Origin of the sequence: Streptoalloteichus hindustanus (assembly GCF_900129375.1) — a bacterium.
Lineage (GTDB): Bacteria > Actinomycetota > Actinomycetes > Mycobacteriales > Pseudonocardiaceae > Streptoalloteichus > Streptoalloteichus hindustanus.
Window position 1 is genome coordinate 103,769 of record NZ_FQVN01000016.1, and the last position, 17,063, is coordinate 120,831.

The 17,063-nt window shown below is 74.2% G+C and carries 8 protein-coding genes; 6 read left to right on the forward strand and 2 right to left on the reverse strand.

Annotated features, from left to right (window positions below; genetic code table 11):
- Nucleotides 1-151: 151 nt before the first annotated feature.
- Nucleotides 152-3,526, forward strand: coding sequence for a bifunctional lysylphosphatidylglycerol synthetase/lysine--tRNA ligase LysX (gene lysX / locus BUE43_RS30165; protein WP_073489752.1), 3,375 nt, complete (start codon nt 152-154; stop codon nt 3,524-3,526).
- Nucleotides 3,527-3,558: 32 nt separating this feature from the next.
- Nucleotides 3,559-4,209, forward strand: coding sequence for a DUF998 domain-containing protein (locus BUE43_RS34850; protein WP_268844459.1), 651 nt, complete (start codon nt 3,559-3,561; stop codon nt 4,207-4,209).
- Nucleotides 4,210-4,500: 291 nt separating this feature from the next.
- Here BUE43_RS34850 and BUE43_RS30175 read toward each other — a convergent pair whose 3' ends face one another.
- On the reverse strand, nt 4,501-6,225 hold the full coding sequence (locus BUE43_RS30175; RefSeq protein WP_073489727.1) for an NAD+ synthase: 1,725 nt from the start codon (nt 6,223-6,225) through the stop codon (nt 4,501-4,503).
- Between the two features lie 75 nt (nt 6,226-6,300).
- Here BUE43_RS30175 and BUE43_RS30180 point away from each other — a divergent pair, with 75 nt between their 5' ends.
- Both BUE43_RS30180 and BUE43_RS30185 read left to right on the forward strand, forming a co-directional pair.
- A complete protein-coding gene (locus BUE43_RS30180) occupies nt 6,301-7,902 on the forward strand; it encodes an alpha/beta hydrolase (RefSeq protein WP_073489728.1) in 1,602 nt (533 codons plus the stop codon).
- A gap of 43 nt (nt 7,903-7,945) precedes the next feature.
- Nucleotides 7,946-9,514 carry an alpha/beta hydrolase gene (locus BUE43_RS30185; RefSeq protein WP_073489753.1) on the forward strand — a complete coding sequence of 523 codons (1,569 nt, stop codon included), beginning with the start codon at nt 7,946-7,948 and terminating at the stop codon, nt 9,512-9,514.
- 276 nt (nt 9,515-9,790) lie between these two features.
- Here the strand turns inward: BUE43_RS30185 and BUE43_RS30190 are convergent, their stop codons facing one another.
- The gene (locus BUE43_RS30190) at nt 9,791-10,489 is read right to left on the reverse strand and encodes an LppX_LprAFG lipoprotein (protein WP_073489729.1); all 699 of its coding nucleotides are present in this window, start codon (nt 10,487-10,489) and stop codon (nt 9,791-9,793) included.
- 116 nt (nt 10,490-10,605) lie between these two features.
- Here BUE43_RS30190 and BUE43_RS30195 point away from each other — a divergent pair, with 116 nt between their 5' ends.
- Nucleotides 10,606-11,949, forward strand: coding sequence for a glutamine synthetase family protein (locus BUE43_RS30195; RefSeq protein ID WP_073489754.1), 1,344 nt, complete (start codon nt 10,606-10,608; stop codon nt 11,947-11,949).
- 499 nt (nt 11,950-12,448) lie between these two features.
- Nucleotides 12,449-16,606: an FkbM family methyltransferase gene (locus BUE43_RS30200; RefSeq protein WP_083960316.1), complete on the forward strand. Its 4,158-nt coding sequence runs from the start codon at nt 12,449-12,451 to the stop codon at nt 16,604-16,606.
- Nucleotides 16,607-17,063: the final 457 nt, after the last annotated feature.

Sequence of the window (17,063 nt, forward strand, 5' to 3'; positions counted from 1 at the left end):
TCGTTTCCGTCCGCACAACACCGTCGACGTTACGCGGGACGGGTGGGTCGGGCGGGTGAACACGGCGGGAGAGAACGTGGTGCAGCGAGTCGGGGGAACGACGCCGCGGCGGGAGGAGCCGGATCGCCGGGAGGACGCGCGCGAGCTCCGGGTGCCCCCCTGGAAGGCCACCGCGGCCGGGGTGGTGGCCACGGTCGTGCAGGTCGCCGCCGTCCTGTCCCTCCTGCTGATCTTCGTCGAGGACGACGTCCCCGAGACCGCGTTGGTCGTGACGGAGGTGTTCGGGGCGCTCGCCCTGCCGGTGGAGGCCAACGTGTTCATCGCGTTGGTGCTGGCCGTGCTGGGCGCCGCCCTGCGCCGGCGCAAGCGGGCGGCGCTGCGCACCCTCCTGCTGTTCCAGCTCCTCTACTTCGGCCTCGGGGCGCTGTTCGCGGCGCTGCTCTGGGTCGCGCCCGACCAGGTGCTCGACGACCCCGCCGAGCGGTCGACGGCGTTCTGGCAGGACGTGGCGCCGTACCAGTTGCTCACGGTCGGGCTGGTCGTGCTGCTGCTCGTGCTGCGCCCGGCCTTCCCCGCCCGGCTGGCCGCGGGGGCGGCCTGGCGCGCGCTGGCGCACCTCAGCGTCGGGCTCGCCGGGGCCTGCCTGGTCGGCTGGGGGCTGGCCGAGCTCTTCCCCGGCACCCTCGTCTCGGCCGTCGAGAAGCTGGTGTGGGCCGCCAACCAGGTCACCGGCGAGGTGCTGCCGCTGCCCCGCATCGGCGTCAACTCGCGGGGCCCCGACCAGCTCAGCCTGGTGCTGAGCACCCTGGGCGCGCTGGTCGGCGCCTGGGCGATGGCGGTGTTCTTCCGCTCGGTCCGCACCCGGCGGCTGCTGTCCCCCGACGAGGAGCTGCGGGTGCGGGAACTCCTCGCCGAGCACGGCGAGCCCGACTCGCTGGGCTACTTCGCCACCCGCAGGGACAAGAGCGTGATCTTCTCCCCGTGCGGGCGCGCCGCCGTGACCTACCGGGTTCTCGGCGGCACCAGCCTGGCCAGCGCGGACCCGGTCGGCGAGGAGGAGCACTGGCCGGCCGCGATCGCCGCGTGGCTGGCCGAGGCGCGTCAGTACGGCTGGGCGGTCGCCGCCCTCGGCGCCAGCGAGCGCGGCGCGCACGCCTACCGCGCGGCGGGGCTGAAGGCGTTGGAGATCGGGGACGAGGCGATCCTGGTCGTCCGCGACTTCAGCCTCACCGGACGCGACCGGCGCGCGGTGCGGCAGGCGGTCAACCGGGTGGAGCGCGCCGGGTACCAGGTGCGGGTGCGCCGCCACGGCGAGATCCCCGCCGAGGAGATGACCGAGCTGCTCGACGCCGCCCAGCGGTGGCGGGGCGCCGAGACCGAGCGCGGTTTCTCGATGGCGCTGGGCCGGCTCGGCGACCCGACCGACGAGCGCGGCGTCATGGTGCAGGCCTACGACGCGCGAGGCCAGCTGCGGGGCCTGCTGTCGTTCGTGCCGTGGGGGCGGCGCGGCCTGTCGCTGGACCTGATGCGTCGGGACCGCTCCGCCGAGAACGGGCTCAACGAGTACATGGTGTGCGGCCTGGTGGCCGCGGCCGGGACGCTGGGCGTGCAGCGGATCTCGCTGAACTTCGCGATGTTCCGCGCGGTGTTCGAGGAGGGCGCGCGGATCGGGGCGGGCCCGGTGCTGCGGACCTGGCGGGGCCTGCTCAGCGTGGCCTCCCGCTTCTTCCAGCTGGAGTCGCTCTACCGGTCCAACGCCAAGTACGGGCCCGTGTGGGAGCCCAGGTTCCTGTGCTTCGCCCGCACCCGCCAGCTGGTCAGGGTCGGCCTGGTCGCAGGGGTGGCCGAGGGGTTCGTGCCCAGCCTGCGCTCGTTGTTGCGGGGCGGCGGGCGGGGGCTGCGCGCCGGCGCCGTGGACGCCGACTTCGTCCGCCGGGTGCGGGAGATCGACGCCCGCGCGTCGGAGGTGCGCCAGCCCCGGCGCCGCCCGCCCGAGCAGGTCAGGGTCCGACTGTCCAAACTGGAGCGTCTGCGGGCGTCCGGGGTGGACCCCTACCCGGTCGGCGTGGAGCGGGGACCGCTGCTGGCCGAGGTGCGGGAGCGGTTCGCCGGGCTCGCGCCCGACACCAGGACGGGCGAGACCGTCGCCGTGGCCGGCAGGGTGGTCGCCAAGCGGGAGCTGGGCGGGCTGACCTTCGCGGTGCTGCGGGACTTCGACGCGGAGCTGCAGGTGATGCTGTCCGCCGACGTGCTGGGCGCCGACGGCCTGGCGGCGTGGCTGGCCTCGGTCGACCTCGGCGACCAGGTCGGGGTGCGCGGCGAGGTGGTCACCAGCCGGCGGGGCGAGCTGTCGGTGGCCGTCACCGGGTGGGCGATCACCGCCAAGTGCCTGCACCCGTTGCCGGACAAGCGGAAGGGCCTCGGCGACCCGGAAGCGAGGGTGCGCCAGCGGTACCTGGACCTCGTGGTCAGCCCGGAGTCGCGGACCATGCTGCGCGCGCGGTCCGCCGTGGTCCGCGCGCTGCGGGACGCGCTGCACGACCGGGGTTACCTGGAGGTCGAGACGCCCATGCTGCAACGGGTGCACGGCGGGGCGAACGCCCGCCCCTTCGTCACCCACATCAACGCCTACGACATGCGGATGTACCTGCGCATCGCCCCCGAGCTGTACCTGAAGCGGCTGTGCGTCGCCGGGGTGGACCGGGTCTTCGAGCTCAACCGCAACTTCCGAAACGAAGGGGTGGACGCCACCCACAACCCGGAGTTCACCATGTTGGAGGCGTACCAGGCGTACGCCGACTACACGACGATGGCGGACGTGGCGCGCGAGCTGATCCAGGAAGCGGCGGTGGCCGCGCACGGGGCGCCCGTCGCCCGCAGGGCGACCGCCGCCGGCGAGACCGTCGAGCACGACCTCAGCGGGGAGTGGCCGGTCGTCGGCGTGCACGAGGCCGTCTCCGCCGCGTTGGGCGAGGAGATCACCCCGGACACGGACCTGCCGGAGCTGCGCCGCCGGCTGGCCCCGGTCGGGGTGGCCCACCGGGAGGGCTGGAGCCGGGGCCAACTCCTCATGGAGGCCTACGAGCACCTGGTCGAGCCGCACACCACGACCCCGACCTTCTACCGGGACTTCCCGACCGACGTCTCGCCGCTGACCCGCCAGCACCGGTCCGACCCGCGGTTGGCGGAACGGTGGGACCTGGTGGCCTTCGGGTCCGAGATCGCGACCGCCTACACCGAGCTGACCGACCCGCTGGAGCAGCGGGAGCGGTTGTTCGCCCAGTCGCTGCGGGCCGCGAGCGGCGACGTCGAGGCCATGGAGCTGGACGAGGACTTCCTGACCGCGCTCGAACACGGGATGCCGCCGACCGGCGGCATGGGCATGGGGGTGGACCGACTGTTGATGATGTTGACCGGCGCCTCGATCCGACAGACGGTGTTGTTCCCGTTCGTGCGCCCCGCCACCCGCGGGGGCGACGGGGGAGACGGCTCCGCTCCGCCCGGCGGCGCCGGGGAGCGGAGCTGAACGGCCGGCGCGGCCTGCTCGCCGGCCTGCTGCTGGCGACGGCGGTCCCGTTCTACTCCGCCTGGCTGGCCGAGTTCGCCCTGCCGGTGGAGTTGTCGCCGACCGCCAGCTACGTCAGCGAGCACAGCGCCGCGAAGCAGCCCTACCGCTGGTTCTTCCGCCTTCCCGACGTGCTGGCCGGGGTGTTGCTGCTCGTCGCGGCCGGCGTGTTGAGCGTGCTGACCGGCGGGCGGGTGGGGGCGGCCCTGGTGTTCGGGGTCGCGTTCCTGGGCGGGACCACGGCCGGGATCGCGGTCTTCCCGCTCGACTGCGCGCTCTCGCGCGACCAGCTCTGCCGCGCCGCGGAGGAGGCCGGCGAGCTGTCCACCGCGCACACCGTGCACCAGGTCCTCAGCGTCCTGGCCTTCCTGGCCTCGGTGATCGCCGCGTTCGCGGCGCAACACCTGACCACCGGGCGCGCCCGCACCGCTCTCCGCGCGGTGCTGTCCGTGCTCCTGGTCACCGGCGCGCTCGCCGTGCCGCTCCAGGAGACCGACTGGGCCGGCCTCGCCCAACGGGTCCAGCTGGCGGCGGTCGCCGTGGGGCTCGCCGTCGGGGCGGGGGAGTGCTTCGCCACCGGCGCCCGCGCCCGCGGCGACCAGCCGTCCCGGGAAGGCGAGGGCCGCACGGTCCCGGACCGGTGACGCCCGTCGCCGTCGGTGACACGGCGTCCAGGTCGTGAAACGCCCGGTTCATGGGGCGTCTGGGGTGTGGGGCGTCTGCGGGCGCGGGTCCGCGGGCGCGGGCGACGCGAACCGGACCAGACGACCGCCGGAAACGCCAGCGCCGACCCGGCACCGGGTCGGCGCTGACCGGCTCCGCAGCGCTCACGCCCGCAGCGCTCACGCCCTTGCGACGCTTGCGTTCCTGCGACGCTCACGTCGGACGTGGCGCGGCGCTCCCGAACGGACCCCGCGCTCCCGAACGACCAGCGCTCAGCCCACGGCGTGCTCGCGCCAGCCGTTGGTGATGGGCAGCCGGCGGTCCCGGCCGAACGCCTTGAACGTGATCTTCGGGCCCGGCGGGTACTGGCGGCGCTTGTACTCGGCCAGGTCGACCATCCGCAGCACGCGCTCCACCAGCTCCGGCGCGAACCCGGCCTCCAGCAGGTCCGCGTACCCGCGGTCGCCCTCGACGTAGTCGTCGAGCACGTCGTCGAGCAGCTCGTAGTCGGGCAGCGAGTCCGCGTCGAGCTGACCGGGCCGCAGCTCGGCCGACGGCGGCTTGCTGATCGAGTTCTCCGGGATCGGCGGCGCCTCGCCGCGCTTCTCCGCCTCGGCGTTGCGCCACCGCGCCAACTGCCACACCAGCGTCTTGGGCACGTCCTTGATCGGCGCGTACCCGCCGACCGCGTCGCCGTAGATCGTCGAGTAGCCGACGGCCAGCTCGGTCTTGTTGCCGGTCGCCAGCACCAGGTGCCCGTGCTGGTTGGACAACGCCATCAACGTCATGCCCCGGCAGCGCGCCTGGATGTTCTCCTCGGCCAGCCCGGTGAGCCCGAGCTGCTCCACGAACACCCGCACCTGGTCGGCGATCGGCTGCACCGAGAAGTGCAGGCCCGTGCGCCGGGCCAGCTCCGCCGCGTCGCCCCGGGAGTGCTCGGAGGAGTACTGCGACGGCATCGACACGCCGTGCACCGCGGCGGCGCCCACCGCGTCGACCGCGAGCGCGGCGACCACCGCCGAGTCGATGCCGCCGGACAACCCGAGCACCACCGACTTGAAGCCGTTCTTCTGCACGTAGTCCCGCAGGCCGGTGACCAGCGCCGACCACACCTCGGCCTCGTCCGGCAGCGGCTCGGCGACCGGCGGGGCGGGCAGCGGCTCGTAGGCCGCCGACGCCTGCTCCGACAGCACCGCGCGCCGCACGTCGAACCCGCCGATCGGCCCGCTGCCGGTGTGCCCGCCGGCGGGCAGGTCCATGTCCAGCACCAGCAGGTGCTCCACGAACTGCGGGGCGCGCGCCAGCAGCTCGCCGTCGGCGGACACCACGAGCGAGTCGCCGTCGAAGACCAGCTCGTCCTGTCCCCCGACCAGGTTGACGTAGGCCATCGGCGCGCGCGCCTCGGCCGCCCGGCGGGCGACCAGCTCCCGCCGCACGTCGTCCTTGCTCCGCTCGTAGGGCGAGCCGTTGACGCAGAGCACGAGGTCCACGCCGGCCTCGCCCAGCGCGGCGATCGGGCCCCCGTCCTGCCAGATGTCCTCGCAGATCACGACGCCCAGGTCGAGGCCGCGCACCCGCACGATCGGCAGCTCGTCGCCCGGCACGAAGTACCGGAACTCGTCGAACACGCCGTAGTTCGGCAGGTGGTGCTTGTGGTAGCGCGCCACCACCCCGCCGCCGTGCAGCACCGCCGCCGCGTTGCGGGGGCCCGCCGCGTCGCGGTCCAGGTAGCCGACGACCACCACGGCGTCGCCGCAGCCCGCGTCGACCAGCCGGCCGGCGAGCGCGTCGAGGGCGCGCCGGGAGGCGGCCGCGAACGACTCGCGCAGCGCCAGGTCCTCGACCGGGTAGCCGGTGAGCACCATCTCGGGGAACACGACCAGGTGCGCGCCGGACTGGACCCCCTTTCGGGTCCACTCGACGACGAGGTCGGCGTTGCCGGCGAGGTCGCCGACACACGCGTCGACCTGCGCAAGGGCGAGACGGAGCTGGGGCATGCCCTCATCATCGCGCACAACCCGACACTCCGGTGCCCCCGTGTGCGCCGGAACGGGGGCGTGATTGCTGGCACGATGCGCGGCGTGCCCCGACTGACCCGATCGGCCGTCGCGCTCGGCGTGGCGGTCCTGGTGGCGACCTCCTCGGCCTGCACCACCGGAAACCCCGACCAGCCGCCGGCCCCGTCCCACACCGAGACCAGAGGGCCCGCCGGCCCGGTGCCGGCCGGTCTGGAGCGGTTCTACGGCCAGCCGCTGAGCTGGGGCGCGTGTGAGAGCTTCGCCACCACGGCCGACGACCGGACGGCGTTCAGCAGGCGGGGGCTGGAGTGCGCCCGGCTCACCGTGCCGCTGGACTACGGCGCGCCGCAGGGGCGGACGATCGCGCTCGGCCTGCTCCGCCGCCCGGCCGAGGACCGGGACGCCCGCGTCGGCTCCCTCGTGCTCAACCCGGGTGGCCCCGGAGCGTCCGGGATGAGCACGGTCGCGAACCTCGCCGAGACGGTCTCCGGCGGCGAACTGGGCCGGCGGTTGGACCTGGTCGGGTTCGACCCACGCGGTGTCGGGGCCAGCGAGCCGCAGCTGCGGTGCCTGACCGACGAGGAGCGGGACGCCGAGCGTCTGGACAACGACGTCGACACCTCGCCCCAGGGCGTGGCGCAGACCGAGGCCGAGGAGAAGGCGTACGCGCAGAAGTGCGCCGAGCGAGCGGGCACGGAACTGCTGGCCAGCATGGGAACGCGCGATGTCGCCAAGGACATGGACGTCCTGCGTTCGGCGCTCGGGGACCCGAAGCTGACCTACCTCGGCTACTCCTACGGCACCCGGATCGGCACCGCCTACGCCGAGGCGTTCCCCGACAACGTGCGCGCCATGGTGCTCGACGGCGCGGTGGCGCCCGCGCAGGACCCGGTGGCCGAGCTCGTCGCCCAGGGCGCCGGCTTCCAACAGGCGTTCACGTCGTTCGCGACCTGGTGCGTCCAGCAGCCGCAGTGCGCGTTGGGCACGGACTCCACGCAGGCGGTGCCGGCCTTCCGCAGGCTGGTCGACCCGCTGGTGGACCAGCCCGCGCCGGTGGACGGCGGCCGGAAGCTGTCCTACGGCGACGCCACCACCGCCGTGATCCAGGCCCTGTACGCCGAGTCGTACTGGAAGACGCTCAACCACGCGTTGCGGCAGCTCGCCGAGGGCCGGGGGACCGAGCTGATGGCCTTCGCCGACCTCTACTACGGGCGCGGCTCGGACGGCCGGTACTCCACGACGATGGACGCCTTCACGGCGGTGCGGTGCGTTGACGACCCGCGCGTGCTCGACAAGAGCGTGCGCGCGGAGGCCGACCGCCGCTACCGCGAGGCGGCGCCGTTCCTGGACGACCGGCGCGGCGCGTCGAACGCGCTGGACGCGTGCGCGTTCTGGCCGGTCCCGCCGACCAGCCAGCCGCACCAGCCGAAGGTCGACGGCCTGCCGCGGACCGTGGTGATCTCGACGACCGGCGACCCGGCCACGCCCTACCAGGCGGGCGTCGACCTGGCGAAGGCGCTGGACGCCCGCCTGCTCACCCACCAGGGCGAGGGGCACACGGTGTTCCTGCAGGGTGTGCGGTGCGTCGACGACATGGTGACCCGCTACCTCGTCGACCTCCAGCTCCCCGACGAGGGCGCCACCTGCCGCCGCTGACGCCCCCCTCACTCGAACAGGTGACAATGGCGGGGTGTCCCGCCTGTCCCGCCTCGCGGCCGCCCTCGGCGTCGTCTGCCTCCTGACCTCGTGCGCCAACACCGTCAGCGGCACCCCCGCCCCACCCCGGATGGAGCAACGCGGCCCGGTCGGCGCGGTCCCGGCGGGGCTGGAGCGGTTCTACGGCCAACCCCTCGGGTGGACGTCGTGCCAGGGGTACGCGACGACGCCGGAGCAGAAGACGCTGTTCCGCAAGCCCCAGCTGGAGTGCGCCCGGGTGACCGTGCCGCTGGACTACGGCAAACCGCAGGGCGAGACGATCACCCTCGCCCTGTTGCGCCGCCCCGCCACCGATCCGGCGCGCCGCGTCGGGTCCCTCCTGGTCAACCCGGGCGGGCCCGGTGGCTCCGGCACCGAGGCCGCCGCCTCGTTCGCCAGCCGGATGACCGGTGAGCTGGGCCAGCGGTTCGACCTGGTCGGGTTCGACCCGAGGGGCGTGGGGCTGAGCGAGCCGCCGGTGCGCTGCCTGACCGACCAGGAGCGGGACGCGGAGCGCCTGGACCTCGACCTGGATCCCTCCCCGGAGGGCGTGGCGCAGACCGAGGCCGAGGAGAAGGCGTACGCGCAGAAGTGCGCGGAGCGGATGGGCAAGGATTTCCTCGCCAACGTCGGCACCCGCGAGGTCGTGAAGGACATGGACGTCCTGCGCTCGGCGCTGGGCGACGCGAAGCTCAACTACGTCGGTTTCTCCTACGGCACCCGGATCGGCACCGCCTACGCCGAGGCGTTCCCCGGCAACGTGCGCGCCATGGTGCTGGACGGCGCGGTGGCGCCGACGGAGGACCTGGTCGCCCAGTCGATCGGCCAGGCCAAGGGGTTCACCGCCGCCTTCGAGGCGTTCGCGGCCTGGTGCGTCGCGCGGGAGAACTGCGCGCTGGGCAAGGACGCCAAGGAAGCCGAGAAGAAGCTCAACGCGATGGTCGCGCCGCTGAAGAAGGAACCGCTCGCGGTGGGCGACCGCAAGCTCTCCTACAGCGACGTCGGCACGGCCGTCGCCCAGGCGATGTACAGCAAGGACCTGTGGCCGATGCTCGACACCGGGCTGACCGAGCTCGCGGCGGGCAAGGGACGCGCGTTGCTGGTGCTCGCCGACGCCTACCTGGGCCGGGGCGCCGACGGCAGGTACTCGCCGCAGAACGACGCCTTCCGGGCGATCCGGTGCGTCGACGACCCGCCCGTCACCGACCGGGCGGTGGTGTTGGAACGCGCGCGCAAGATCCGCGAGGCCGTGGGCGAGCGCAACGTGCTCGACGGCGACGACGAACCGGTCGGCGCGCTGGACGCGTGCGCGTTCTGGCCGGTCCCGCCGACGAGCCAGCCGCACCAGCCGAAGGTCGACGGCCTGCCGACGACGCTGGTGATCTCGACGACCGGGGACCCGGCGACCCCGCACCAGGCCGGTGTCGACCTGGCGAAGGCGCTCAACGCCCGCCTGCTCACCTTCGAGGGGAACCAGCACACCGCGTTCCTGCAGGAGAACCGGTGCGTGGACGCGGCGGGCGCCGAGTACCTGGTCAACCTGAGGCTTCCCGCCGAGGGCGCCCGCTGCTGACGCGGACCATCCCCCCACTCTCGGCCCAGCCCCCACCCACCCTGGGGGGCGAGCCCCGCTCCAGCCTATCGCCCCACACCCCCGCGCCCACCCCACCGCGAGTCGCCTGTGGACAGTCACCCGCCCGGGGGTAGCGATGTTCACCCGACCATCGGGTAACTGGGGACAACCAGCCCGGGTTGTGGACAACTACGCCAAACCAGTTGACAGCCGCCGGAAAAACCACCCGCGGAACGGTCGGGGACGGCGCCCACCGGGAATCACCGGCGCCGGCGATCACGAGGGCGGCCGGATGTCGAGCGGGCGGTCGAAGTCGGACAGCGTCATCGTCACCGTGGCCGCGCCGTCGTCCATCCCCGGCACCTCGAACCGGAGCCGCACCAACCGGTCGGACCCGTCGGCCACCCAGAACCAGCCCGCCGGGTCGGCCAGAACCCCCGGCAGCAGCCCGGTCACGGCGGCCCGCGGCACCACGCCGGTCACCCGCCGCGCCCGCACCCCGGCGACCTCCTCCTCCGCCTCCACCCGAGGGTCGCGGACGTCGCCGAGCACCCGGGCGACACCCCGCTCCGGGTCGAGGATCGCGGTGGGGTCGTACACGGCCGCGGCGAAGGCGGAGGGCAGCCGCCGGTAGCCGCCGGCCGGCTCCCGGACGTACACCGACTCGTCCAGCAGCACGAAGTCCAGCTCCACGACCGCCCGGGCCTCCTGCACCCTGGCCCTGCCCCGTGCCGCCCCGGCCCGGGTCAGGTCGCCCTCCGCCGCCCGCACCGAGAACCCGCCGACCGGCTTGTCCGTGTCGAGCACGAAGTGCGCGCCGGGCACCCCGCGCATCGCCTCCGCCGACCGGTCGAGCAGCCGACGCCCGTCGGACACGACCGGCGCCGGCCCCGGCGCGTCCCCGCACCCCGGCAGGAGCACGGCCGCGGCCGTCAGCAGGACCAACAAGCCGAGTCGGGCAGGACGACCCACCATGTGCCGATGGTAGGAGCGCCGGCGTCGGGAAACGCGCGTTCCGCCCCCGGCCCACGCGACGGTGCGAACCGGCACGGAGGCGGCGCCACGCCGTCGTGACCGCCTACGCTGCGGGCATGGATCGCCAGCAGGAGTTCGTGTTGCGCACCCTTGAGGAGCGCGACATCCGGTTCGTCCGGTTGTGGTTCACCGACGTCCTCGGGTTCCTCAAGTCGGTCGCGGTCGCTCCTGCCGAGCTGGAGGGCGCGTTCGCCGAGGGCATCGGCTTCGACGGCTCGGCGATCCAGGGCTTCGCCCGGGTGTACGAGTCGGACATGGTGGCCAAGCCGGACCCGGGCACCTTCCAGGTGCTGCCGTGGGAGACCCCGGACGGCGAGCACTACTCCGCCCGCATGTTCTGCGACATCGCCATGCCCGACGGCTCGCCCTGCTGGGCCGACCCCCGGCACGTGCTGCGCCGCACCCTCGCCAGGGCCAGCGAGGCCGGCTTCACCTGCTACGTCCACCCGGAGATCGAGTTCTTCCTGCTCCGCGACCTGCCCAAGGACGGCACCCCGCCGGAGCCGGCCGACGAGGGCGGCTACTTCGACCAGGCCAGCCACAACGCCGCGCCGCACTTCCGGCGGCACGCCATCGAGGCGCTGGAGGCGATGGGCATCTCGGTGGAGTTCAGCCACCACGAGGGCGCGCCGGGCCAGCAGGAGATCGACCTGCGGTACGCCGACGCGCTGACCATGGCCGACAACGTCATGACGTTCCGGTACGTGGTCAAGGAGGTCGCCATCAAGCAGGGCGTGCGCGCCTCGTTCATGCCCAAGCCGTTCTCCGACCAGCCGGGGTCCGGCATGCACACGCACGTGAGCCTGTTCGAGGGCGACCGCAACGCCTTCTACGACAGCGAGGACCCGTTCGAGCTGTCCAGCACGGGCAAGGCGTTCGTGGCCGGGCTGCTGCACCACGCCCGCGAGATCACCGCCGTGACCAACCAGTGGGTGAACTCCTACAAGCGCCTGATCGTCGGCGGCGAGGCCCCGACCGCGGTCTGCTGGGGCCACGCCAACCGCTCGGCGCTGGTGCGCGTGCCCATGTACTCGCCGGGCAAGGCGTCGTCCCGCCGCGTGGAGATCCGTAGCCTGGACACCGCGTGCAACCCCTACCTGGCCTACTCGGTCGTGATCGCCGCCGGGTTGAAGGGCGTGCAGGAGGGTTACGAGCTGCCGCCGGCCGCCGAGGACGACGTGTGGTCGCTGACCGAGGCCGAGCGCCGCGCCGCCGGGTACAGCAGCCTGCCGCAGAACCTCGCCGAGGCGTTGGCGGTGATGGAGAACTCGGAGCTGCTCGCCGAGACGCTCGGCGAGCACGTCTTCGACTTCTTCCTGCGCAACAAGCGGGCGGAGTGGGACTCCTACCGCCGCCAGGTCACCCCGTACGAACTCCGCACCTACCTGCCGATGCTCTGACGCCGACGAACTCTCGCGGCACGGTCTGGCGAGATCGTGCCGTGGGAGCGCATCGGCAGGAGGAAATGCTGTGGTTGAAGTGCGTTCTCGTGTTCAGGGACGGCACATTCCGCGCCTCGCAGGGGGAAAGCCCACTCCTCGGTAGGAGGAGACAGGTCGCCCCGGCGAGCGAAGGGGCCCCGAGCAAGACCGCTGGTCACCGCGCCCCCCGCGAGCGTTGGCCTGTGCTCTCCCGGCACGCTTTCTCGCCCACGTCGGAATCAGAGGTGCATTCGCCATCCCGACTCTTGCGCACCGACGTGAAACACTTTGCGTTGTCTACCTCGGAGTCCGTGGAAGATCGGCGCCACCACCCGGTGACCTGTGAGGGAAGCCGGTCAGGATCTCGCGACGCAGTGTGTTCAACACGCTCCAGGAGACGAGATATCGGCCTCCCCACCACCACGGTCGCGTGTCGCCACACCGCGACCAGCCCACTGAGGGCCTAGGTTCTGTCACCGTGCAGGACGGCAAGCACGAAGCGAACGACCCGGCCCACCACGCCGAGGGAACCCCCGACGAGCGGGCCGGCGCGCGCGAGCGGCCCGCTGACCCGCCGCGACCGGCGGCGGAGGCGGGCCCGGTGGCCCAGGAGCCGCCGACCGAGGCGTCGCCCGGGGTCCCTGCAGGGGTTCCGGCTGACAGCGCGCCGGCCCCGCGGCCGGCGCCCGCTCCCGTTCCGGACGAGCCGCACGGCGACGCGGAGGCGACCACCCGCCTGCCCGTCGCCGCGACGGCCAAGGTCGGCGCCGTGCGGCAGCCACCGGGGCGCACCGCTCCGCGGCTCACCGCCTGCACCACCGCCACCACGGGCGAACTCGCCGCGGTGCGGGTGCTCGGCGAGACCTTCTTGACCCACCACCCCGGTGCGCGGTTCGTCGCCCTCCTCGTGGACGTGCCCGGCACCAGCGAGGCCCGGGGCGGGGCGGTCGAGCTGCTGCGCCCGGCCGACATCGGCGTCCCCGCCGACCACCTGGCACGCCTGGGCACCGCGTGCACCGCCGACGAGCTCCGCGCGGTCCTCCAGCCCCGGCTGCTGGCCCACCTGGTCGCCGCCGGCGGTCCCGTGCTGCACCTCGACCCCCGGGTCCTCGTGCTCGGGCGGGTCGACGACCTGGTCGTGCCGGCGCTCGACCAGTGGCCGCTGCTGCTCTCCCCGCGCCTGCTCGAACCCCTGGCCCGCGACGGGCTGCGCCCCTCCCCGGAGGAACTGGTCGCGGCCGGCGTGTTCGACCCGGGCTTCCTCGGCGTCGCCCCCGGCGCGGAGCCGTTCCTGCGCTCCTGGTCCGACCTGGTCGACGAGGCCCCGCACGCCACCGGCGCCTTCCTCGACGGCGCCCCCGCCCTGGTCGACCACCACGTCCTGCGCGACCCCGGCGTCGGCCTGTCCGTCTGGAACGCGCCGCAGCGCGAACTCGGTCGCGACGCCCTCGGCGCCCTGTGGGCCGGCGGCGCCCCGCTGCGCACCGTCCACCTCACCGGGTTCGACCCGCAACGCCCGTGGTTGCTCTCCGCGGACATCGCGGACCGCCCCCGGGTCCTGCTCTCCGAGCACCCCCTGCTCGCCGAGCTGTGCGCGCGGTACCGCAACGACCTCGTCCGGGCCGGGGAGAGCCGGAGCGTGGAGGGCTACCGGTTCGCCCTGCTCCCCGACGGCGCGCCCCTCCCTGCGGCGCTCCGCCGCGAGTACCACGAGGCGTGGCGCGCCGCCGAGCGCGCCGGCCAGGCCCCGCCGCCGGCTGCCTTCCGCGCGGACGGCCGAGACAACCAGCCCGAGGACGCCGACGACTTCGTCCGCTGGGCCTGCGAACCCGCGGACGACCGACAGCGCGCCGCCGGCGGTTCCCGCTGGTCCGCCGCGCTGTGGACGGACGACCCCGAGCTGCGCCGCGTGTTCCCGGACCCCTTCGGCACCGACGCGGCGGCCTACCGCGAGTGGTGCGCGCAACACGGCGTCCCGGGCGGACGGCTCCACCCCAACGCGGTGCGCACCCCCAGCGTCGACTTCCCCGAGCTCATCGACCAGCTCGGCGTGGCCGTCGTGGGCGGCGGCCCCCTCGCCGAGGCCCTGCGCGCCGCCGCGCACGCCTCCGGCCTGCCCACCGCCGACGAGCCGGTCTACCCCGTGCTCGTCCGGTGCCCCGGCGCGCCCCCGGCGCCCACCGACCGCTACGTGGTCGAGGTGTGCCCGGACGCGTCGGCCGACGCCGACCTGCGGGGCGTCAACGAGCTGTGGGTGCTGTCCGAGGCCGCGCGCCGGGACCTGGACTCGCTCGGTGTGCCGGTGCGCGCCGTCCCCCTGCCCGTCGCCGACCCCGGGGAGCCCGACCCGGCCGCCCGCGCCGCGGCCAGGGCGGAGCTCGGCCTCGCCGAGGAGCACGTCGTGTTCGTCGGGGCCGCCGACCACGGCGAGGAACGGCGCGGCAACGTCCTCGGCCTGGTGTCGGCCTTCCTCTCCGCCTTCCCGGACCGGGACGACGTCCGCCTGGTGCTCGCCATGACCTCCGCCCGCGAGCACCCCGAGGCCGCCGAGCGCCTGCGGCTGGCCACCGTGACCGACCCGCGCGTCCGCCTCGTCGAGCCGGCCGCCCCGGACGTCGACGACACCCTCTCCCGACTGCTCACCGCGGCCGACTGCGTCGCCGCGCTGCACCGGGCCCACGACCCCGGGGGCGGCCAGGGCGGCGGCGCCGGCGAGAAGATCGCGCTGCTGCTCGCCGCCGCCGCGGCGCGCGGGCTGCCCGTCCTGGCCAGCGACCACGGCGCCGTCAGCGAGTTCTTCGACCGCGGGGTCGCGGTCCTGGTGCCCTGCCACGACGGCGGCGTCGAGCCGGACCTCCAGTCGGCCGCCCGCCTCCTGCGGGGTCTCGCCGAGGACCGTGAGACGGCGGCCCGGGTCGGCGCCCTCGGTCGGGAGCACGTGCTCCGCACCCGAACCCTCGGCCAGGCCGCGGAGAAGCTGCGGGAACGGATCGAACACGCCTACCGAGCGTGGCGCGCACGCCGCGCGCAGGCCCGGCTCAGCCAGGCCGACGACCCGCTCCGGCCGTTGCTGGTCGCCAAGCACGCCCTGCACCGCGAGCCGGACGTGGACGCCCAGAGCCGCATCCCGTTGGCGCCCGCCCTCCGGAAGGCGGTGCTGCGCGTCCTGCACCACTACGACACGCACCTGCGCGACATGATGGGCGCGCTCGTCGACGGGGTGGAGCGCACGGCCGGCGAACTGCTCCGCCGGCAGGACGAGATCGGGCAGAGCGCGGGCCTGGCCGAACTCGACGGCGTCCGCGCCGACCTGGCCCGCCTCCTCGAACGCCAGCACCAGCTCGCCGACCAGCTCGTCGGCACCGACGACGGCGTCCTGCGGGCGCGCGCCGACCTCGCGGGGCAGGGCCGCCGGCTGGGTGCGGTCGAGCAGGTGCTGGCCGACGAGTCAGCGCGGCGCGACAAGCAGCTCGACGCGCTCGCCTCCCGCTTCGACCAGCTCGCCGGGGCGCTCAACCGCACCCTGGACCGCATCGACGTCCTGGAAGGCAGGCTCGCGGAGTCGCTCCGCGAGCGGGACAACCGCCTGGAGTCCACTCTCCGCGCGGCCACCCAGGCGGTGCGCACGACCGACGCGCTGCGCAGGGTGGTCGTCCGGGAACACGAGCGGCACTACGACTCGGCGGCTCCCGCGGTGGCCGAGGCGGGCAACGGCGCCGTGGTCGAGCGGGTCGACGGGCACACCTCGCTCGTGCTCTGCGACGCCGGCCTCCTCCGACTGCCGGCCGAGGACGGGCTGATGCTGCCCTGGCTCTCCAGCCACGGGGTGTGGGAGCCCGAGGTCGGCGCCCTCATCGACTCCCTGCTCGAACCCGACGGCGTGTTCGTCGACATCGGCGCGCACGTCGGCTACCACACGGTGCGGGTGCTCAGCCGGATCGGGACGTCCGGGGCGGTGGTGGCCGTCGAGCCGTGCGGGCGGACGCGCGCGCTGCTCCGGCGCAACGTCGAGGTGAACGTGGCGCCCGCGCTGGCGCAGCGCTTCGCGGTGATTGGGGCGGCGGCGTGGGACGCGCCCGGTGAGCTCGCCATCGCGCCGGCGTTGACCGGAGGAGTGTCGGTGCGTCCCCACCAGGTCGCGACGAACGGCCACGCGGAGGTCGCCGGCAACGGGGTGGTCACCCAGAACGGGCAGGCGACGGCGAACGGCTCCGGGACCTCGTCCTCGGCTGAGGCGCGGGCCCCCGAGCAGGGCGACGGCGTCCCCCGGGTCGCGGCCGTCCGACTGGACAAGGAGCTGGAGGCGCTGCCCGGGTTGGCGGGGATGCGCCTGTCGGTGGTGAAGGTCGACGCCCCGGGGGCGAGTCACCGCGCCCTGGGCGGACTCGTCCGGCTGCTCCGACGGGACCGGCCGCACGTGGTCTGCGCGTTCTCGCCGTCGGCGACGGCCGCGCTCGGCGACGACCCGGCGGCGGCGCTGCGGGAGTTCCACACGTGGGGGTACGACCTCGTGCCGCTCGGCGGGAGCACGTCCATCACGCCGCAGGACGTCCTGGACGCGGCGGAGGCGGCGGGCCCGGGGGCGACCGCGTCCCTCTGGTTGCGGCCGAAGGCGCGGTCGAACGGCTCCGGGTGAGTGGTCAGCGGCCGCTGGCCGGGGCACACCCTGGGGCCCTCCCCGGCCCGCGGTCGCCGTCAAGCCTCTGACCAGGCGATTTGACTTCGTCGTCAGACCTGCGTAACTTTCTCTTCGCCGCACGGGAGGCCGGACGGACCGGGACGAAGATCCTGGGACGGACGGCGAGAGTAACACTCCTCAGCGACACCCACGGTGTTGACGGGGAGTGCGGCTCACTCCGGGCCGAGCGGGTTGACACCGCGAGTCGGACCGGGTAGGGTAGTGCGGTCACCGGGACGAGATCCAGGCGAAAAAGCCTCCAAGAGGCCGATTTGACTGGGGAGAAACGGACCGGATAAAGTACGAAACACCGAGAGCGAAACGCCCCGGATCTTGGACATGCGGTTTGTGTGTCGGGTGAGGGTGTGCGTGTGTTCTTTGAGAACTCAACAGCGTGCCGAATGTATGCCAGTGA

Coding starts and splice junctions, on each gene's coding strand:
- BUE43_RS30175 (WP_073489727.1), bottom strand. CDS start 6,225: ATGCCCCAGCTCCGTCTCGCCCTTGCGCAGGTCGACGCGTGTGTCGGC.
- BUE43_RS30180 (WP_073489728.1), top strand. CDS start 6,301: ATGCGCGGCGTGCCCCGACTGACCCGATCGGCCGTCGCGCTCGGCGTG.
- BUE43_RS30195 (WP_073489754.1), top strand. CDS start 10,606: ATGGATCGCCAGCAGGAGTTCGTGTTGCGCACCCTTGAGGAGCGCGAC.
- BUE43_RS30190 (WP_073489729.1), bottom strand. CDS start 10,489: ATGGTGGGTCGTCCTGCCCGACTCGGCTTGTTGGTCCTGCTGACGGCC.